Annotated in this window: 15 protein-coding genes, 1 tRNA gene and 2 pseudogenes; 6 read left to right on the top strand and 12 right to left on the bottom strand. The window is 42.6% G+C overall.

Annotation, left to right across the window (positions count from 1 at the left end; all coding sequences use genetic code 11):
* The first annotated feature begins 468 nt into the window (after positions 1–468).
* Entirely contained in the window at positions 469–5,631 is a 5,163-nt protein-coding gene (locus RMY31_RS11070; protein ID WP_322657663.1) for an eIF2A-related protein, read from the top strand.
* Between the two features lie 173 nt (positions 5,632–5,804).
* Here RMY31_RS11070 and RMY31_RS11065 read toward each other — a convergent pair.
* Positions 5,805–5,877 (bottom strand) — tRNA-His (locus RMY31_RS11065).
* A 124-nt stretch (positions 5,878–6,001) separates the two neighbouring features.
* Here RMY31_RS11065 and RMY31_RS11060 point away from each other — a divergent pair.
* From RMY31_RS11060 to cobA, 3 genes are all read left to right on the top strand, one after another.
* Complete coding sequence (locus RMY31_RS11060) at positions 6,002–6,382, top strand: DUF4359 domain-containing protein (protein WP_322657662.1); 381 nt, start codon at positions 6,002–6,004, stop codon at positions 6,380–6,382.
* A gap of 260 nt (positions 6,383–6,642) precedes the next feature.
* Positions 6,643–7,401 (top strand): sirohydrochlorin chelatase, encoded by a 759-nt coding sequence (locus tag RMY31_RS11055; RefSeq protein ID WP_322657661.1) that lies wholly within the window; start codon positions 6,643–6,645, stop codon positions 7,399–7,401.
* Positions 7,398–8,177 carry a uroporphyrinogen-III C-methyltransferase gene (gene cobA, locus RMY31_RS11050; protein WP_322657660.1) on the top strand — a complete coding sequence of 260 codons (780 nt, stop codon included), beginning with the start codon at positions 7,398–7,400 and terminating at the stop codon, positions 8,175–8,177. The genes RMY31_RS11055 and cobA overlap by 4 nt, the downstream gene beginning before the upstream one ends.
* Before the next feature lie 65 nt (positions 8,178–8,242).
* Here cobA and RMY31_RS11045 read toward each other — a convergent pair whose 3' ends face one another.
* Positions 8,243–8,512 (bottom strand): hypothetical protein, encoded by a 270-nt coding sequence (locus RMY31_RS11045; RefSeq protein ID WP_322657659.1) that lies wholly within the window; start codon positions 8,510–8,512, stop codon positions 8,243–8,245.
* Positions 8,513–8,718: 206 nt separating this feature from the next.
* On the opposite strand from RMY31_RS11045, the gene RMY31_RS11040 reads away from it, so the two are divergent.
* Together RMY31_RS11040 and RMY31_RS11035 are read left to right on the top strand one after the other, a co-directional pair.
* Positions 8,719–9,915 (top strand): FAD-dependent oxidoreductase, encoded by a 1,197-nt coding sequence (locus RMY31_RS11040; protein WP_322657658.1) that lies wholly within the window; start codon positions 8,719–8,721, stop codon positions 9,913–9,915.
* Between the two features lie 131 nt (positions 9,916–10,046).
* Positions 10,047–10,646 carry a hypothetical protein gene (locus tag RMY31_RS11035; protein WP_322657657.1) on the top strand — a complete coding sequence of 200 codons (600 nt, stop codon included), beginning with the start codon at positions 10,047–10,049 and terminating at the stop codon, positions 10,644–10,646.
* Here the strand turns inward: RMY31_RS11035 and RMY31_RS11030 are convergent.
* The 10 genes and pseudogenes from RMY31_RS11030 to RMY31_RS10985 form a co-directional block, all read right to left on the bottom strand.
* Positions 10,605–10,936: pseudogene (locus tag RMY31_RS11030) on the bottom strand (PleD family two-component system response regulator). The gene RMY31_RS11035 and the pseudogene RMY31_RS11030 overlap by 42 nt on opposite strands.
* A 100-nt stretch (positions 10,937–11,036) precedes the next feature.
* A complete protein-coding gene (locus tag RMY31_RS11025; RefSeq protein ID WP_322657656.1) occupies positions 11,037–12,125 on the bottom strand; it encodes a response regulator in 1,089 nt (362 codons plus the stop codon).
* Between the two features lie 1,427 nt (positions 12,126–13,552).
* A complete protein-coding gene (gene gatB / locus RMY31_RS11020) occupies positions 13,553–15,028 on the bottom strand; it encodes an Asp-tRNA(Asn)/Glu-tRNA(Gln) amidotransferase subunit GatB (protein WP_322657758.1) in 1,476 nt (491 codons plus the stop codon).
* A gap of 244 nt (positions 15,029–15,272) precedes the next feature.
* Positions 15,273–15,980 carry a J domain-containing protein gene (locus tag RMY31_RS11015; RefSeq protein WP_322657655.1) on the bottom strand — a complete coding sequence of 236 codons (708 nt, stop codon included), beginning with the start codon at positions 15,978–15,980 and terminating at the stop codon, positions 15,273–15,275.
* Positions 15,981–15,996: 16 nt separating this feature from the next.
* Complete coding sequence (gene cysK, locus RMY31_RS11010) at positions 15,997–16,959, bottom strand: cysteine synthase A (RefSeq protein ID WP_322657654.1); 963 nt, start codon at positions 16,957–16,959, stop codon at positions 15,997–15,999.
* 100 nt (positions 16,960–17,059) lie between these two features.
* Positions 17,060–17,497 (bottom strand): Rrf2 family transcriptional regulator, encoded by a 438-nt coding sequence (locus tag RMY31_RS11005; RefSeq protein ID WP_322657653.1) that lies wholly within the window; start codon positions 17,495–17,497, stop codon positions 17,060–17,062.
* 94 nt (positions 17,498–17,591) lie between these two features.
* A complete protein-coding gene (locus RMY31_RS11000) occupies positions 17,592–17,816 on the bottom strand; it encodes a hypothetical protein (RefSeq protein ID WP_409877836.1) in 225 nt (74 codons plus the stop codon).
* Positions 17,817–18,148: 332 nt separating this feature from the next.
* Positions 18,149–19,921 (bottom strand): iron uptake porin, encoded by a 1,773-nt coding sequence (locus RMY31_RS10995; RefSeq protein WP_322657652.1) that lies wholly within the window; start codon positions 19,919–19,921, stop codon positions 18,149–18,151.
* Positions 19,922–20,289: 368 nt separating this feature from the next.
* Entirely contained in the window at positions 20,290–20,571 is a 282-nt protein-coding gene (locus RMY31_RS10990; RefSeq protein ID WP_322657651.1) for a 4a-hydroxytetrahydrobiopterin dehydratase, read from the bottom strand.
* Positions 20,572–21,152: 581 nt separating this feature from the next.
* Positions 21,153–21,293 (bottom strand): annotated as a pseudogene (locus RMY31_RS10985) (photosystem II D2 protein (photosystem q(a) protein)); the annotation flags it as partial.

The raw sequence follows: 21,293 nt of genomic DNA, 5'->3' as shown, positions 1-21,293 counted from the left end.
CTGTTAACACTTTAGCAGAGACAATCCAATGGATGTAGCCAAATTGGCTGTTTTTTATATGAGTTTATAAAAATGCCATAATCCTCACAATAGAATAGGGAGTGGGGAGTGGAGAAAAAGGGATATAGGGGTCTAGGGGAAAGAAACTTTTATTTCCTCATTGTGGGCTTTTGCCCGTGGGTGTCTACCTGGTGTAAATGAAAAGTAACATTGAAATTACTATAATATAAAGTATCGATATGAACGAAATACTGTTAAATACACTGAAGGCAGAAAGAGAATGAGGTCAAAATCAAGCTTTTAGTCCCCTCTTCTCTACAAACAGAAGTGCTAGGGAACAAGTGAATACTAAATGTGTTGAATTTACGTTAATTTCATCCCGTGTTAAAGAATTCAGAAAACAGAAGCAAGTTATAGTGCCAGAAATCTCAGTATTATTCTCTTACCAATTCCTAATCCAAAATCGGTATGTCTCCACTCGGTGTTGCTACCAGTAACTCAACTCATGTCCTAGAAATAGGAGAAACAAAACTTTGGCTGTTGCTGGTAGGTGTTAACCAATACCAAGATGCGAGACTACCTTCGCTCTTATACTCAGCTGTTGATTGTCAGGGTTTAGCAGCAGCTCTAGCAGATGCTACTCAAAGATTTCCCCAAATCCAAAAATGGGTTCACCACGATTTTGCCTCTCATCTGCCAACATTCTCCAATGTGCTTGCAAGTCTCCACCGAATTGCTGCTACTGCTCAACCACAGGACACGATTTTATTTTATTTCTCCGGACACGGGATGCTGGAGCCAAATTCACAGCAAGCAGTTTTATGTCTGGCAGATACTCAAACAGATAACTTACTGAATACAAGTTTAAGGTTACAAGAGCTTTTGCAGCTTTTAGGAAATAGTGAAGCACAAACGCAATTAGTCTGGTTGGATGCTTGTCATAGCGGTGACATGACATTCCGAGGAGCCAGAAGTGACACAACAATAAAATCTTTGCCCAACCCCACACCTCAGATAGTGGAATTATTCCGCCAACGGGCAAAACAAAGCAAAGGATTTTATGCCTTACTTTCTTGTGATACAAATCAACAATCTTGGGAATTTCCCGAACTGGGACATGGAGTATTTACTTATTATTTGATGCGCGGGTTGCAGGGTGAAGCAGCTGATGCACAAGGCATGATTGATGCTGATAGGCTTTACCGTTATGTTTATCATCAGACGCGGCAATATATCGAGCAGACTAACCAACAATTACGGCTGATTAATCAGCAAAACAAAACAAGAGGCGACACCAAGCTTTATTCAGAATATCCGCAACAAACTCCCAAACGAATTGTAGAAGGTGTGGGAGAAGTTATTCTCGGATTCAAACCAGAGGTTGTGGAATCAACCCACCCGCGACAAGCACTAATTATTGAGGGACTGGCTACCAATCAGACTATCTTGGCTTTTAGCAAACTATTAAGCACTATTGGTGGTTTTGAGTTAGAGTATTGGCCTAGGCACAATAACACTGCCAAAGATTTACGTACAGTAATTCAACAGTGTCTAAACACTCAAAGCCCAAGTCCTTGCACCCCCATTCAACAGCACGATTTCGCCACAGTACTTTTATATCTGCGCGGGCGACTTGAAGTTGAAGCAGAAGAAGCTGCGTTAGTACTAACAGAAGATATTCAGTTAAGTCGTTCTTGGTTAAGACGACAGCTACGACATTCTTCTTACACACAACAAATCATCATCTTAGATTGCATCGTCGGGACGCAAAACCTTGCATCCCTAAAAGATTGGGTAGAAGATTTGCAACTTGGCTCAGACCAAGGACAATGTATAATTGCTGCGACTTCCCCTCAAGAAAACCCCGAACAATTCGCCCAAGCGTTATATTCTACCTTGCAAGCAGCCCAAGAACAATCTAGTTTGTCAGCAGCAGCTTGGATTACACAATTGCAATTGTTTTGTGCAAATGCCTTTCCAATGCACATATGGTTATCTGGCACACAAGGTGTAATTGAAGTGATACCTGCCAGCACTGGCAATAGACGCATTCCACACACAGCAGCAATTGATTTAGGAATTTGCCCTTACCAGGGATTGCGAGCTTTTGGCGAAGAAGACGCTCAGTATTTCTACGGTAGAGAAACTATAACTCAACAACTGATTTACAACTTGGCTGTAAAGTCATTTATTGCTGTGGTGGGAGCTTCTGGCAGTGGAAAATCTTCGGTAGTCCAGGCGGGTTTAATGTCCCAACTCCGACATGGGAAACAGCTACCCGGTAGCCAAGAATGGTGGATGAGAAGCTTTCGCCCTGGTGTAAATCCTTTGGAATCTTTATCACGTCGCTTGGTAGATAGCGGTACTGAGCGAGAAAAAGCTTACCACCAAATGCAACTAGAAGGGATGTTGTACCAGGGTGTAGAAGGATTTGCTCGCTGGGTGCTGAAGCGACCAGAACCAATGGTAGTTTTGGTAGTAGACCAGTTTGAGGAATTATTCACCCTGGCAGCTAGTGAAGATAGACAGCTTTTTTTAGAAATTGTCTTGGGGGCGCTGGAGTATGCACCAGACAAATTTAAATTAATTATTACTTTGCGGGCAGACTTTATCGCCCCTTGTTTGGAAGTACCAACATTAGCGAATCTGTTGCAGCAATCGAGTGTACTGCTACCTCCCTGCTTAACAGAAGAAGAATATCGTCGCATCATTATTAAACCCGCCGAACAAGTTGGCTTAACAGTAGATGCTGAACTGGTGGAAGTATTGGTACAGGAATTACACTACTCCCCTGGTGATTTGCCATTATTGGAATTTGTCTTAGAGCAGTTGTGGGAATACCGCGAAAATGGTGAAATCACATTACAAGCGTACCAACAGCACTTAGGTGGAATTAAAAGAGCGCTGGAACTTAAGGCACAAGAAGTTTACGATAGTTTAGATCCAGAAGCTCAAGAGTGTGCCCGCTGGATTTTCTTATCACTGACGCAGTTGGGTGAAGGTACAGAAGATACGCGACGCAGAGTACTGAAATCTGAGTTAATTGTCAAAAAATATCCAGCGGAATTGGTAGAAAGCACATTACAAGCGTTAATTGCTGCCAAGCTTGTTGTTGTCAATCTCGAAGAGTACGGGATGCAGGGGAGCAGAGGAGCAGGGGAGCAGGGGAGCAGAGGAGCAGAGAAGCAGGAGAGCAAATCTTTCTACCCATCTCAGGCGGTAACTATAGAAGTAGCCCACGAAATACTAATTCGACACTGGTCAACATTACGCTGGTGGCTAGAAGAAAATCGTGCCAGATTGCGATCGCATCGTCAAATTGAGCAAGCAGCAGCTTTGTGGAAACAAAGCGATGAAGAACCTGATTTCTTATTGCGCGGCGTTCGGCTGGCAGCAGCGGAAGAAATTTATATTAATTACGTTGATGAATTATCTGTCGATGTCCAAAATTTTATTGAAGCTTGTTTACAAGAAAGACGACAACAAAAACAAAAAGAAGAAAGTAGACTCAGACAAGCTCAAAGAACTGTAGCAATTATTAGTATTCTGGGACTGACTGCTTTTGGTTTAGCTGTTTTGGCTTACCAGCAAACCCAAAAAGCCCAACTGCAAGAGTTACAGGCGCTAAATTCTCTATCGGAAAACTTTCTTTTCTCCAATAAACAGCTAGAAGCATTACTAACCAGCGTCCAAGCAGGTAGGAAATTACAGAAGATAACTCCTGGGATTCCAGTCAATATCCAAACTCAAGCAACAACTATCCTCCAAGAGACAGTTTATGGAACCCAAGAACGCAATCGGTTGCTGCATAATTCTTGGGTTACTAGCGTCAGTTTCTCACCTGATGGAGAAATACTTGCTTCTGCTGGCACTGACAATACTATCAAACTCTGGAGTCCTGATGGCAAGTTACTCACCACTCTCACAGGACATAGCGATGCAGTGAATAGTGTGAGTTTCTCACCAGATAGTCAGATTCTTGCCTCTGCCAGTACTGACAATACCATCAAACTCTGGAGTCGTGATGGCAAGCTACTCAATATTTTTACAGGACATATTGATGGGGTGAATAGCGTCACTTTCTCACCTAACGGTAAGATAATTGCCTCTGGTAGTAATGACAATACAATTAGACTTTGGAGTCGTAACGGCAAGTTACTCGCAATTCTCAGCGGACACAGCCGAGGTGTAAACAGTGTGAGTTTCTCACCGCAAGGCGATCTCATTGCCTCCGGCAGTGATGACGGTAAAGTTAAACTCTGGAGTTTGGATGGTCGCCTGCTTACAAGCATACCAGCTCATGATAGAGAGGTCTTGGGTGTAAGTTTTAGCCCAGATGGACAAACAATTGCCTCCGCTAGTGCCGATTGCACTGTTAAACTATGGAGTCGTAGCGGTACTTTGCTGAGAACTCTCGAAGAACATAAAGATCGCATTTGGAAAGTAGTTTTCTCCAATGACGGTAATACAATTGCTACTGCTAGCGCTGATAAAACTATTAAACTCTGGACTCGTGCGGGTAACTTGCTGGGTACACTCCAAGGGCATAACCATGAAGTAAATAGTGTCAGTTTTAGTCCAGATGGTAAAACAATCGCCTCAGCTAGTGATGACAACACCATCAGACTTTGGAATCTAGACAGAACGCTGCCAAAAACTTTTTATGGGCACAAAGGTAGTGTGAATCATGTCAGCTTCATCTCTAATGGCAATGCTGTTGCCTCACTCAGTACCGATAACACTATGAAATTCTGGAGCTTGGACGGTCAGTTGCTCAAAACATTACCTTCCCCGATTAATGATGTCACTAGCATCAGCTTTGCTGCCGATGGCAAAACAGTTGCCTTGGCAAGTGCAGACCAAACTATCCAGATTCGTAAACTAGAAGGTAATTTGCTCCACACCTTTGCAGATCGTAGTAATTGGGTAATGAGTATGAGTTTCAGTCCTAATAACCAGATTCTCGCCTCTGGCAGTGCAGACAAAACCATCAAACTCTGGAGTCTCGACGGTCGCTTGCTCAAAACCCTGCAAGGACATAGCGGTTGGGTAACTAAGGTCAAATTTAGCCCAGATGGCAAAACGATTGCTTCTGCCAGTGCAGATAAAACCATTAAACTCTGGAGTCTCGACGGTCGCCTGCTCAAAACCTTGCAAGGTCATAGCGCTAGTGTCTGGGATATTAGCTTCGCTGCCGACGGCAAAACTATAGCTTCAGCCAGTCAGGATAAAACTCTTAAACTCTGGAGTCTCGACGGTTCTCTGCTCAAAACCCTACAAGGCCATAGCGATTTAGTTGCCAACGTGAGTTTCTCACCTGACAACAAAATGCTTGCCTCAGCCAGCGATGACGATACCATCAAACTCTGGAGTGTTGCCAATGGTGTCTTGCTTAAAACCTTCCAAGGACATAACGGCGGTGTGAAAAGCGTTAGTTTTAGTCCCAACGGCAAAATATTGGCTTCGGGTGGTCAGGATGCCACAGTCAAACTGTGGAACCTGGAAAAAATTGAACTGCAAACATTGGATCTGGATCAATTATTGACCCAAGCCTGCGATCGCCTGCATGATTATTTAACAACCAACCCTAATATCACTCCAGAGGAATATCAACTTTGTTTTGGTGGCTAAATTTTTCAGGTAAATTTGCTTATATACATCTATATTTTGATAATTTAATCTTATAGAATGTCTGCTTATTAGAATGAGATATGGACAGCAAATTCTACTAAACTTGATTTGCTGGTATTTTAGGAAACAACTTGTCCCCTAGAAAATATAATATATTGCTGTAGATTTAACAGGGCGAACGATGGGACTCGAACCCACGAATGGTGGTACCACAAACCACTGCCTTAACCACTTGGCTACGCTCGCCATTCAATATCTTGATTATACAATTTTTCGGGGTGGCAATCAAGAGTTTTTGTTCAAGGAACGGACTCAGTTAATTTAGAGTCTTTGCAGTCCGAACAACAATAGCATATCACAGTTAGGAAATATGAAAGCCTTGACTATTATGACATATGTGGGAGCAGCAGGAGTAGCTGTATTTAGTGTGACAATGGCGAAGACTAATCCTAGTCAGACTGACTATGAAGAGTACGCGGTGCAGAGGCTGACACAATACTTAAAACAGGATGTTTGTAAAAAAACATCAAGATTCATAGAAAATTTACTTAATTCCAAGTGTGACAAACTCGTAGATTCGGCCAACCCAGAAATCAAGGACATTCTAGCAGCAACTACGCAAAGGCAAGACTTCATTGTTTTTAGTGTTTACCGCACAGATTTAGAACTGAGTTCCTGGTTACCTTCCTATAGATTTGAAACGGTGGGTGCATTCAATAACTTTTATACTTACACTGCCGAACAGCAATAAGGTAAGAAGGCTGAATAATACTTATGGCAGGGGCATTTTACCCTTTTTTAAGGGTGTGCTTACTTGGATTGTGTGTCGGAAACATCTTTAGGTACTCCAAGCTGAATATTGACCATAGCAAAACCTCTTTGTGTCACCTAGTTTTTGCGTTTCTTTTAATGAAGCGATCGCGTCCTGACAAACTGATAATGTCGCTACAATTTTGTTGTCGATCTAGCCTAGACGCTGCAAAATAGTAACCGAAGGTTACACTTTTGCTCATGTCATCTGCGTATTTGCTAGTCTCCCACGGAAGTCGTGACCCACGCCCAGAAATTGCTATGCAGCAATTGGCGGGGCTAGTACAAAACAAACTGCAAAAAAACTTACAAAAACCCACACCTGCCATTGGTGTTGTATCCTCTCCAAAGCACGAAATGGTAGGTATAGCTTTTCTAGAAATGCGTCCTGAGCCTTTGCACGAGCAGATTAGACAATTCGCTCAGAGTGCTTTTGCATCAGGCTGCGACCGCCTGAAGATACTGCCACTGTTTCTGCTACCGGGAGTGCATGTGATGACAGACATTCCTGCTGAAATCGCCCTGGCACAAAAGATTCTTGGTCAAGATGTCATAATTGACTTACAACCATACTTAGGCAGTCACCCCGGTTTAGAGACATTGCTGGCAAAGCAAATAGCTGCCAGCAAACCACAAGCATGGATTGTATTAACTCATGGTAGTCGTCGCCCTGGCTCACAACAACCAATAGAAACAATAGCAGCAAATCTGCGAGCAGTGGCTGCTTATTGGTCTGTATCACCGAGTTTAGAATCGCAGGTAGAACAGTTAGTTACTGCTGGCAATAGAGAAATTGCAATTTTGCCATACTTTTTATTCGCAGGTGGCATAACCGATGCGATCGCACAGGCAATAGAAAAGCTAAAATTACAATTCCCTGCTGTAACTTTCCAAATGGCTCAACCTTTGGGAGCAAGTGCAGAATTAGCGGATTTGATTGAGGATTTAATGTATAAATGAACTGCACAGAAAAAGAGGGGCAAAAGTATTTGGGCAAGGTTTATTTGGTAGGTGCGGGGCCAGGAGATCCAGGGCTAATGACTCTCAAGGGCAAAAGCTTGTTGGAATGTGCAGATGTCGTAATTTATGATGCCTTAGTCAGTCCGGCAATTCTAGCGATGATTAATCCCCAAGCAGAAAAAATTAACGCTGGTAAGCGGATGGGGAGGCACTCGCTATTGCAGGAAGAAACAACTTCTCTATTGATGGAAAAAGCTCAAGATAATGCCATAGTTGTGCGACTTAAAGGTGGCGACCCGTTTATCTTTGGTCGCGGTGGCGAAGAGATGGCAGAATTAGTAGAAACTGGGGTAGCTGTAGAAGTCGTACCTGGGATTACATCGGGAATTGCGGCGGCAGCCTATGCGGGTATTCCCTTAACGCATCGATTGTATAGTTCATCTGTCACTTTTGTCACAGGGCATGAGGCAGCAGGTAAATATAGACCGACAGTGAATTGGCAAGCGATCGCCCACGGTTCGGAAACGATTGTGATATATATGGGAATCCACAACCTACCTTACATTGTCGAACAGTTAGGTACGGCTGGGTTGAGCTTAGAAACACCGATTGCTCTGGTGCGTTGGGGTACGCGACCCGACCAAGAAGAATTGATTGGTGAGTTAGGGACAATCGTCGAGCAAGTAGAAAAGACGGGATTTGGCGCACCTGCGATCGCAGTCATTGGGCAAGTAGTGAATATGCACAGTATTTTGTCTGAGTGTCGTCCAGTTTAATGATTGATGCCAAGCTTGTCCAATAGCAAAACTAAAGTTAAAAATGACTGTCTTTAGTAGTTAGCTTACTCACCATTTTGCTGATTAAAAAGGCGATCGAGGATGCGCTGGTTCTCAGTTTGTAAACCCTGGATCTCGCTTTGCAAGCTGTTAAAGCGAGCATCACTCTCAATTTTTATTTGTCTCAGTTCGGCTAGCATGATTTCAAACCGTCGATCGCTTTCAAGTTGACGCTGGCGAAGCGATTGTAGTTCAGTACTTACTGTCTCAAAATTTCGATGATGAATTTGAGCAGTTTGCAAAAGCGCTTCTGCTGCTGCTCGGAGGTCAGTCATATTACGCTCCAGATTTGCTACTCTATTTTCCAGAGGTTAGGGCGGTTGAGGTGTCTGAGTCATTTAGTTTGCTGCTGTCTATGTTTCATTTTAAGCGATCGCAGGGGTGTAAACCGTCTCACAACGCAAGCCAGCAGGAGGATTGAAGCTACTATCTACCGATCCTTTCAGACGATTGTGATGTACAACTTAGGAGGTATGGGGTAATGCAGATTGTAATTGTAGGCGCAGGCCCAACAGGTGCTGCACTTGCCCTACTACTTGTACAACGCGGTATTGCTGTGACGTTAATTGAAGCAGCAAAAGACTTTCATCGTGTATTTCGCGGTGAAGGATTAATGCCTAGTGGGTTAGATGCCCTGGAACAAATGGGATTATCTGCATTGTTGGAGCATATTCCCCATCGACAACTGAACGCGTGGGAATTCATTCTAGGAGAAAAGCAATTGTTTCGCGTTGAGGAGCCAATGGGGTCAAAGCGACCCTGTACGCTAGTTTCACAACCACCGCTACTCAAAGCACTGATTTCGCAAGCTCAAACCAATGATGGGTTTGAATTCATCCAAGGCGTTCCTATCAAAGATTTATGTTGGAGTAACCAACGTGTGACTGGTGTAGTACTAAGCGATGGGCAAAAACTTTCTGCTAACCTCACGATTGGGGCAGATGGTCGCAACTCAGTTGTGCGACAACGTGCAAAATTAGAATTGGTACGTCAGCCCAAAGATATAGATATTCTCTGGTTTAAGCTTGCCGCCAGCCCCAAATTTGCAGCAGATAATGTGTTTCGTACTATTTTGCATGGCGATCGCGTCTTTAGCATCTTTCATGGAGTAGAAGAAGGAAAACTACACCTGGCTTGGGTGATGTCCGCAAACGAAAAAACTGACTCCAAGCAAGCAGACTGGGGAGAAATTTTGGCATCACACTCGCCCTCTTGGCTAGCAGAGCATTTCCGTAATTATGCAGACACCATCGAGTCTCCCATTCGGCTTTCTGTTATAGTTGGTTGTTGTCCGCGCTGGCACGCACCAGGGGTAATGCTTCTGGGTGACGCTGCACACCCAATGTCTCCCGTCCGCGCCCAAGGAATCAATGTAGCATTGCGCGATGCGATCGTTGCTGCTAATCATCTAGTACCGTTGTTACAAGCATCAGCCGAACACCAGCAAATTGACAGGGCATTAGCGCAAATTCAAGCGGAACGCGAACCAGAAATTATCCGCGCCCAAAAACTCCAGTTAGCAGAAGCCGCACAAGGCGAACTACTACGAAAAAATCCACTGCTGCGATCGCTTTTGGCTCAACTTGCTCCCCTGCTTCGTAAGCAAATTCAACAGTCTTGGTTAAAACGACAACATGAAATGCGCCAAGGCATAAAAAAAGTCCAGTTAACTGTGTGACATATTTACTAAATTTGGCATAAGTGCGATCGCATTGTCTGGGTGTTGTCCAGTTGCATAATTGGTGTCAAACTTGTCCAAATAAACTAAGCTATATCAAGTAGTTTTGTTATTCTTACAAACTTAAGAATATGGAACTTGAATACTATAAACAGTACTTACATTTTAAAACCGTTGGTCTTCACTCTGAGGCAAAACAACCTCTTCAGCAGTTTATTGCTTCGTTTGCTTCCATTGCAGAAAAAGAAAAATGGACTCGTGAATTTCTAGAAGCTGAAGAATACGAATATGACTATAAAATTCGCTATGAACTTTACGAAGGAGTTGTGTTTCCTGCTCTCCTCAGTGGTTATGAGAAGCACGATCCTTGGTCAGTTCTGTGGCTTGCTCGCACAGCCCAAAATTTCTACAAAGTGAAGCATCTCCACGAGCAAATTAACTTTAAAACTGACTATGAACTACTTAAAGAATGCTACTTGCTCGATCCAAGTAATGCTGGATTGCATAAGGTCTTACTGAGTATTCAAATTCGCTGGCTTCAGTATTGCATTCATGAATATCCAATCGGAATTTTGTATGGGATAAATGGAGCAACCATAGACCAATGCCAGGAGATTCTTTCAGAAATTGAGTTTGTTAAAGAACTTGATACTCAAAAGACTCAAGAAGGATTCCTCAACGAGGTTCAGTCAAAGGTGCTTGAATACCTCAACCGACTGAATAGCACTTAGTAGCTCTTCCGGAGTATATGGCTTATTTATACAGGCATCAGCACCTTGTTTTCTTGCCCATAAATAGTGATTTTCCTGATTTTTAGTGCTACAAATTACTATTGGTACTTTTTTATAAATTGGATAATTTTTGAGAAAGTAACACAACTCAAAGCCACTCATTCCTGGCATTACTACATCAATGACGATCGCATCTGGTTTTTCTTCTAAAGCTTCTCTAGCAGTAGCGGCTGTAATAATCTTATAACCTTATTTCCTAGGTAATTACTAATTAACTCTAATTTATTAATAGAATTTTATATAATCAGAATTGTGCCCAACCGTGTAATACTCTATCCTGAATCTCCGAAATAATTTGTTTTGATTTATTTATTTTATCTGTTATGTAAATTACACAATGTGCTGAAAGAGAATTTTTAGTAAATCTCCTTGTGTAAAAGGCTTATTTAAATAGCCAGAAGCTCTGACTAATTTAGCTTTGGCTTTATCTATCAGACTAGTTTTTCTTGCCACCATAATTACAGGTGTATTTTTAAAATATGCATGTTTACGTAACAAAGAGCATAGTTCATACCCATCTAAATTGGGCATATCTACATCTAATAAAATTATGTCTGGTTTGGTACGGAGAATTTCCATTAACACTTTAAAAGAATCTGTCACTCCGATCACCGAAAATATCTGCTCATCTAAAAAATTCTTGATGACATTCAATATAGTCGGGCTGTCATTAATACAGAAAATTGTGTAAGTTTTCTTATCAACAGAAGTTCGAGAACTTTGCTGATAGCTACTGTCAGCAGTTTTAATTTGCCGGGGTACAAAGTGATTAGAGTATTCTGCTGCTTGATTACTATGTATTCTCGACTGTGGCAGTTCAGTTTTGGGTTGAGTTTGCTGAGAAAATTGCACTCGCTGTTCTCGATGAACTGATGACTGAAAATTCTCTGTATACGGTGAGCCTTTTTGACATTGTTCGACTAGTAAACGCAAATTCAGATGACAGAACTTTGGCATATCATCCAGAAAGCTTTCCCCAATAAATTCATAACTCCCCTCTTCTAAGTCTAGAAAAGACTCCAGGACTTCTAGCGCCAACTGCTCAATCAGCATCGCTGCTTGCAAAGGGCTAATATATTTTTGACTAACTAACCAGCAAATAGCTAGATAATCTGGATTAGGTATTGCCTGATTCTCAATACCAGTTTCAAATATTGCCTGCAACTGCTCGTGAATTCCGCAAGGAAGAGTAGAAATTTGCTGACTCAAGCGTTGCAAGTTTCTGTAAAGCGGCTCAAACATTTTTTCTGAGTAGCAGGCATAAATCAGCTTACCCTCTTCTATATATATTGACCAAGAACCTGAAGTGCTAAATACTTGCAAACAACCAGTAACAGATTTACCAGTGATTTTTTTTAACAGGGATAAAGGCTGGAGTTTTTGGAAAAATCTATATCTACTAATAGGAAGTGTCTTCATTGGTATAAATTTCAGATAAAATTAATATTCGCAACCTAAATTGGTGAATACCTTTGTGGAATTCACTTGCGATATCTTAAAAAGTAGTGTTCAGATAAATATAGCTGTCACATTTGAGTTAGTACAGAGATTCTTCACCCCTAACTCCTAATTTCCCAATATCTGCTAAGCTATTGTTCATCGAACTACAATTTGCTGTGGTAGACCCCGCTATACCCTTGCCAATGGCAAAATAGTCCAACTGCTTATCAGAAAATAGTATTTCAAAATTCAGCTGGATTTTCTGTATCTTTCGCTAATCTGGCTAATCTAACCGTAACTCAAGTTTTATAACCAGACATTGGCTCTAGCCCATCAGTAGCAAAAGTAGAGCTAGTATCCGTGTTTTGCAACCTGAAATTATAGCCAATGAGGATTTAGAATGTAAGCTCTGCATACACCTTGTTGAGTGAAGCCTCATTTGAATAAATTTGTATATTTTTAAACTAAGGAATTATCAGCTTTCAGGTTTTGTCTAAGTGGAAGGTTGTAGAGATTTTCTGTGTCAGACTTGGGTGAAATTATTGTTTACGAACTCAGAATGGCTAATTTTTACTAAGGGTGAGTCAGCTGATAATTTAAACCAAGAAGGTGTGTAGTGAAATGCAATAACGACCAACTCAGCAGCAAGAAATTCTTCATAAGCACTGAAAAATGGTTTTGGTGTTGTGTGGTGAGAACTAATCACCCTGCACTATTTTGAGTACCACATCCAAGAATTTACCGTAAAATTCAAGAAGTATAGCATAGGTCAGAAAATAGCTATCTTCAACTAAATGATAGATAGCAACTAATTTACTCACATATATTCAGATTACTAGAATTTCTCATAAAAAGCCGGAAAAAATATCCGAAATTTATCACGCATAGGTAAAGGAAATATAAAAATAATTATTTTGTATTTCATAAATTTATTATAATTATCTATTTTTTTGGTTATCCGGAGACTGCAAAAATGTACAGTAAACATGTTTTACTCTACTTATTTATGGCAGGATTCAGAGAGCAGGCACGATTGCGAAGCGTTAGCCAGTCTTCTCCCAAGATGAGAAGCAGAATAAACATAGTGCGATCGCATTTTCAAAACAAAGCTTTTGTCAATCTCTAAATCTTCCTATTCGGCTATATACTATTGAAACAAGGACTATGGTTTGATATTTGACTTTATCGCTGCGTAATACTGGTATCACTAGGATAGATAATTTACCTAATGACACAGTTGTAAATACAGTATTCACGCATTTTGGTCAAATTAAGAATTTTAGAATTCATAAGTCAAAAACAGAAAATAAAAAGGCAAAAGATTCTGTCTTTTGCCTTTCACTTTTTGACATCCTAATAAGAGTTATCTAATGACGATGAAGCAACTGCAAATGCTCCAACCACAACTAAGCATTCAGTTTCTTCTCTACCAATTCATTGGTCAGTTTAGGATCGGCACGTTTGTTAGTCTTTTTCAAAACCTGTCCCACAAAGAAACCTTTAAGGTTAGTGTTGCCATTACGATATTTTTCTAGTTCTTTGGGGTTGGCAGCGATCGCTTCATCAATAATCGGTTCCAGTACACTGGGATCGCTAATTAACTCCTGGCCAGCAAAAGCTTTCTCAGGAGAAATACCTGTCAGTAAATCTGGCAGCTTTTCTTTAGCTTGGGCGTTACTAATTTTGCCCTTTTCAATCCGAGTAATGATATCAGCTAAATTGGTGGGAGTCAGAGCAATTTCAGTGATACTGAGTTTTTGCTTGTTGAGGTATGCTGCAATATCTTGAGTAATCCAGTTGGCAGCTGCTTTTGGATTGGCTCCTGCTGCGATCGCTCCTTCAAAATACTCGGCTACTGGACGATCTTCTGTCAATACTCGCGCATCATAAGCTGAAAGCCCCAACTCGCTTTCATAATGATGGCGTTTTTGGGCTGGTAATTCCGGCAGTTCGCTGCGCCACTGCTCTAATTGTTGATTTGACACCTCAATTGGTGCTAAATCTGGTTCTGGGAAGTAGCGATAATCGCTAGAACCTTCCTTAACCCGCATACTACTTGTGCGTTGAGCGCCTTCTTCCCACAGACGAGTTTCTTGGACAATACGATCGCCTGCTTCTATGGCTGCAATTTGCCGTTCAATTTCGTACTCAATTGCTCGTTGGATGGCGCTAAACGAGTTCATGTTTTTAATTTCTACCTTGGTGCCAAACTCCTTTTGTCCTATTGGACGCACGGAGATGTTGACATCACAACGCAGAGACCCTTCTTGCATGTTGCCATCACTCACACCGAGATAGCGGACAATGCGGCGTAGTTCTTCGGCATATTCAGCAGCTTCTTGTCCAGAACGCAAATCGGGTTCCGAGACAATTTCGACCAACGGCACACCTGCGCGGTTGTAGTCTACCAAAGAATAGGTAGAACCCGATAGGCGATCGCTGCCTGCGTGTACGAGTTTGCCTGCATCCTCTTCCATGTGCAAACGGGTGATGCCAATGCGTTTGCGAATGGGATTACCTTCAGCATCTACTAACTCAATTTCTAACCAGCCATGTTCAGCGATCGGCAAGTCATATTGAGAAATTTGGTAGTTTTTGGGTAGGTCAGGATAAAAATACTGTTTCCGGTCAAATTTGCTATATTTCGCGATTTGGCAATTCAGTGCCAAACCAGCTTTGACGGCATACTCCAGTACTTTTTGGTTGAGTACAGGTAAAACTCCAGGTAAACCCATACATACTGGGTCAATATTAGTATTGGGGTCAGCACCAAATGCTGTAGAACTGGTAGAGAAAATTTTAGTATTGGTACTCAGCTGACAATGGGTTTCTAGACCAATAATCGCTTCATACTCAGTTTTTACGGTAGTAGCAGTCATAATATCTCTATTTTCGCATAATCCTTCTTTAGGGTACTATTGTAGCGGTTCTGCTCATCTCAAAGGAGAGCAAGGGGAGATGAGGAGACGCGGTGAGGAAGTTCGAATCTTAGTTAGCGGTTCCCGTCGAGTCCAAACTTCCGATCTTCGTAACGTTAGCGAGCTTGCGTTCGCGCAGCGTCTCGTAGAGAGCGTCACCTGAAGGGGGACGTGGGGACTTGAAGACAAGGAAAATAACTTCTGACAACTAATTCTTAACCGAAGCTTGCGCCTCGCAGTGTAATCTTGTAGCTATGCGAAACATTTCTTGCCCTGTATGCAAATAACGTTCATCGTAGTTCAAGGGGAAGTAAGCTAACTCTTCTAATCCATCTCCTACTTGACTGAGGCTGTAGTAGAGGTGGGCAGCTGTTCTAGCGAGACTAGGAGGATTCGGCAGAGAACGAAAAGTAACTTGTGCCTGCTTGAGGTCATCTCGACAAGCTTGTAAGTATTCCTGAAATTCTTCTAATAATTCATCGTCAAAGGGATCGGCAGCCAATTGCTCTATTTGTTCCTCTAGGGAATAGAGAATGCCACAAAGCAAGCGATTGACTGGTTGATAAACTTGGCGCAGCCATTCCTCAATTTGCTCATCTGCATCCCGTCCTGTTTGCCGTGTTGCTTGGTAATGCTTTTGAACAGATGCCGTACGCTGTTGACGGCGATCGCTATTTAATTTTCGAGAGTCATCCCGCCGTTGTCGATCGTAATTGAGCCGATTTTGACTGTCGCCCAAAACCTCGTATGCTGCATTAATCTGGATAATCTGCTCTTTATCCGCTGTATCCTGATTGCTGTCAGGGTGAAATAACTTCACCAAGCGGCGATAAGCTTGTTTGATCTCCGCTTGGCTAGCATGGGGACTGACTTTGAGTGTGTCGTAGTGATTAAAATCTTGCTTAGAATCGACCATTCATCCAAATTTATCGTTAGCTGATGCTAGCGGCTACCTTTGTTTCCAAGTCTTGGAACAATGGTGTACTCAAATACCTCTCTCCAAAACTGGGTTGAATCATTACAATTAAGCGTCCCTCGTTTTCTTTGCGTTGGGCAACACGAATGGCGGCACATAAAGCTGCTCCACTAGAAATACCAGATAGCAGCCCTTCTTCTCTTGCCAAACGCCGACCGTAAGCGATCGCTTCTTCATCGGTGACGCTTATCACTTCATCTATCAATTTTACCTTTAGCACTTGAGGAATAAATCCAGCGCCAATTCCCTGGATTTTGTGCGGTCCAGGTCGTCCCCCAGATAAAACTGGGCTATTGGCCGGTTCAACCGCGATCGCCTGAAAGCTCGGCTTGCGTGCTTTGATTACTTCTGCTACACCTGTGATCGTACCACCTGTACCGACCCCTGCCACAATTATATCAACCTGCCCATCAGTATCTTCCCAAATTTCTTCTGCCGTTGTTTCCCGATGGACTTTAGCATTAGCTGGATTGCGAAACTGCTGCAACATATAGGCTCCTGGCGTACTGTCCACTATCTCTTGCGCCCGTCGAATTGCCCCACTCATACCTTCAATTCCCGGTGTGAGTTCTAGTTCAGCTCCATAGGCTCGCAACATCGCCCGTCGTTCCCCACTCATTGTCTCTGGCATTGTCAAAATTAAACGATAGCCCTTAGCGGCTGCTGCCATTGCTAGGGCAATTCCCGTATTTCCAGAGGTGGGTTCTACTAATACTGTCTTTTTAGGAGCAATTAGCCCCTCTTGTTCTGCGGCATTAATCATACTCATCCCAATCCGATCCTTAACTGATGCCGATGGGTTCATACTTTCCAGTTTCACGACAATCTGAGCCACACACCCTTCCTCTTGGGGGATGCGGTTCAGCTGCACTAGGGGAGTACGACCAATAAGTTCTGTAATGTTACGAGCAATCCGCATAATTATTCCTTAGTTATTAGAGTTATTTAGTCAAGAATTAAGAGTCAACGATCGATGGTCAAAAACTCCATACTGTTGACTATTGAGCCTGGACTTGGGACTAAATGTAGTACATGATATCTAACTGTTCCCGGGAATCTCGTTTTTCACACAGATCCTGAAGCGTGTATTTTTGCAACACTGAATTAGCTGTTTGACAAGCTTCTTGCCAGATTTCATCTACAACAGAACTGTCTAAAGTTTTGCGATCGACTTCTTCTTCACATGTCCGCACATCTGATCCTTCCAAACATTCTAAAACTTGTAAGAGGTTGATTTTCCTAGGTTCCCGCGCCAAAAAATAACCACCTTTCGATCCACGTTGACTTTTTAGTATACCCCCGCGCCTCAATGTCGCTAGTAGCTGTTCTAGATAGCGATCGGGTATATTTTGTTGTGCGGCAATTTGTCGAATTTGCATCGGTTCGCCGCTTTCATAATGAGTTGCCATCTCTAGTAAGGCAAGAATGGCGTATTCAGATTTACATGATATTTCCATAGGCAGTAATAAGTTAAAACTTATGAGTCTAAGAGGACGCAGTGCTGTGGTGAGGTAGTCCGGTCTTGGGGGTTTCCCCCATGAGGAACTGCCGTTAGCGCAGCGTTAGCGAGTCATCGAGCGTCAAGGGTTTCCCGAATTGTTCGCTCTTAGCATTCCCGTAGGGTAGCGACTGTCGTCGGCTATGCCGACTTGGAGAAGCGCTTTGCGCGGCTACTTTACTCTTCTCGGTCGCCGCTCTTGCTAGCTTGCTTCCCCGCAGGGGTACGAGAACGGCTTGCCGAACGAGTTCTCCAAAGGAGTACCCGCAGGATAGCAATTGCCGTTTAAAAGTTAGAAGTTAAAAATTAGGATTTTAAGATGTGTGCAATTTTATACTGTAAACTCTATGAAAAAACTCGTTGAGAAAAAGTTACTCATCCTAAAAGTTAGAAGCTTTTAATTCTTAACTCATCACTCCTAACTGTTGTACGGGCGCAAGGTCTTCTGCCCCTCCTAACTCTTAACTTCTAACTCCTAACTTTTTCTATTATACTCCGGTTCATCACTGGGGTTTGTTTATTGCCTCTATCCAAATTAAAAAACCCACCTGATGGTGGGGTGAAATAAAGCTGAAAATTATCAGTTAATTTTTAACGCTTTTGCAACGCTTTAGAAGGTAAAAGTTGTTCTGAGCGTACCAATAATTGCATCATCGTTATCACTGTTTTGACCAGGAGAAGTCAAGTAGATAACGCCAGGGGTGATGGAAACGTTATCCGACACGCGATATTTGTAGAAGCCTTCAATTTGGTAAGGTACATCGCCACCGCCAAAACCTGGGCGGTTCAAAGCATAGGGTACTGCACCAGCGAAGACACCTAATACGTTACCTTGCTTACCAATATCAGCTAAGGCTACACCAGCACCGTAAGACCAAGCCTCAAAATCATTACCTACACCAGACTGGGTGACATCGTGGTAAGATACAAAGCCGCTGAGTGAAATTTTTTCGCTGAATCTGAATGCTGCTGATAGACCGTAAGAGTTGCTGGAAGCTGGAGCATCTAGAACGTTAGCTTGTGCGGTACCTACTACTCCGAGTGGAGTGGCGACACCAGTACCTTCATCAACACTGGTTAGACCCAGACCTGAACCGAACAAAGCACTACCTGCACCATTATATCCGTGGACGTAGGTTGCAGCTAAAGCTACGCGATCGCCAACACTAAAGTTCAACTGACCGAGGGCAGCATAGTCACCGTTGAACAGTCCTGTACTTATGCCAGGATCGTTCGCTTCTGATGCCAAGTAACCAACAGTGATTGAACTTGGTTTCAGGATACCGCCACCTTGACCAAAGGGTATATTCAGCGCTAGACCTGCGCCACCACCAATCCGATAGATGGGGTTCTCAGAAGAAAAGCTGGACAAAGCACCATTACCACCGTCAGTTTTGTCAAAGAAGTAAGGGTTGTTCACAGCAGCATAATGACTGTGCCGTCCGCCAGCAGCAGCAAGGTAAACTTGGGCTGGGCCTATGGGTGCTTCATAGGTCAATTTGTCTATCTCGACGCTGTTATTACCAGTACTATCGACTTGAAAAGTTTGAAAACCTTCAGAACTCGGGATAGTACCATTGGCGGCATCTCTGATATCAAATGGTGTTGCATTACCCGCTGACAACCGAGTGGTCAACACATCTCTACCAGTGAAACTGGTTTGCAAACCTAGACGAACTCTGTCTTGGAAGACTGTATTGTTGGCATCACCTGTGTTATCGCCAAAAGCATCAGTGACTGCAAAAACAGCTTCACCAACTAGTTTGGTAGTAGTGGAGAACTGATTTGCTTCCAATTCAGCAGTGCGAGCTTCTAAGGAATCTACGCGACCGCGTAGGGTTGCCAGTTCTGCGGAAAATTCTTCTTGCAACCGTTGTAAAGTTGCTAAATCTTGCTTGGTTACCAAGTCAGCTGTTGCTGTGGCAATCAATTCGTTAACCCGATCCAAACAGGCGTTTAAACCAGCAGCAAATTCGTAACGGGTCAAAGCGCGGTTACCGCGATAAGTACCATTCGGATAACCAGCAATACAACCATAACGTTCAACCAAGGACTGCAATGCTTGGAATGCCCAATCGGTTGGTTGAACATCGGAAAACTGGGAAACTGATGTTACTTGGGATATAGAAGTATTTTGGTTGCCTTCGTTGCTGTAGCGGTTGACTTGATCTAGGACTTTGGTATCGTTAGCTGTTGGAGTTGCTTGAGCTAAGATTTCTGGTGTTTGAGCAACTTCTGTTACAGCTGGATTTTCAACAGTTGGCACTACGGTTGATACTTCTGTAGTGGCATTTGGAGCGGCAATTGCTGTTGTCGAAACTAACAACGTTGCTCCCAAAACTGCTGGGCTAACCACTAGGGCTTTCCACAATAGATTAGACATTTTTCCTTTTCTCCTCACACCTTGTATAGATAATTGTTTTCGCTGCACTACTCTCAAAAATACGACATCTGAATGAAATCTATTGATGAGGCATAGTTGCCACTACTACAATTTTAGTTTTTGCAAAGCTAATAACCGATTAACTTAATGTTAAAAATTGATGGGATTATCTTATGCAAAAACATAGCTTTATAGCATATCATTATAAAGCATTTAAACCAGATGGCAACATCAAAGCGATCGCCTAATTAACTGTCACATCTAATCGCCTAATATATATGAGGCGCTAGTAAGGTTTCACATACTCATTAGTCCCCATTTCCCAGGTTCTGAAACATAGTTCCTAGGGTTTGGTACAGTAATATCGTTTAGTTGATTTGGGAAAGCACTGCTGCGACATCAAAATCCTTTTGTGTCAACCCACCTGCGTCATGGGTAGTAAGTGAAATTTTCACTTTGTTATAAGAAATCTCTATATCTGGATGATGTCCTGCTGACTCAGCAGGTTCTACCAATTTATTGACAAATTCAATTGCTGCAATAAAGTCTTTAAATGTGCGAGTAGTCTGCAACTTAGATTCTTCAACTGTCCAATCTGAAAGACCACCTGCCTGTTCTTGAATTTCCGCATCAGTCAATCGTTGCGCCATATTAAAAAATCCTTGGAAAGTGAGGACTGGGAAAGAACTTTGCTTAATTCCTTTTACCCTTATCCTTTAGAGCAAAGCGAAGCTTTTCCCCTGCTTTGTTCAAAAGTTACCCATAAAAACTATCCGCTCTAGTTTTGATCGGTCGATCAAAACTAGAGCGGTCTAGTTGGGTCTTCAGGTTGTAACCAGACTGCCGGAAGGAACTCCGATGTTCAGCCTAGATATTTGAGCTAACTCAGTATCTCAACGATAACTAAGGCTAACCTTTAGAGAACAGCCCCGGCACACAGCCGGCTAACTACAACCTGATGACCCACGCATTTACTACTTTCAATCATGGGCATCACCTCCTTATTGCCTAAGCGGTCTTAGTCTCAAAAGGGCAGAGCAAAATGCTCTGGGTTTTTCACCTTTAACCAATATAACACAACTTTATTTAGTATTTTAGAGTTATTAACTAAAAATAGAAAATCCTCCGCCAAAACGCGGAGGATAACTGGAGAATAGTAGATGATGAATTAACATCCATCATGCCTTAGAGGGCTTTACTACACGGTATTATCTTTTCAAAGTCATCAAACTTAGAGAGCGTTACCACGTGGTAGTACCTCTTCAGGGAATACAAATTGTTCGTGAGGCTGGTCTTGAGGAGCCATCCAAGCGCGGATACCCTCGTTCAGCAAAATGTTTTTGGTATAGAAGGTTTCAAATTCTGGGTCTTC

The sequence above is a fragment of the Dendronalium sp. ChiSLP03b genome (assembly GCF_034531165.2).
Lineage (GTDB): Bacteria > Cyanobacteriota > Cyanobacteriia > Cyanobacteriales > Nostocaceae > Dendronalium > Dendronalium minutum.
This window is presented reverse-complemented; position numbering and strand designations above follow the sequence as displayed.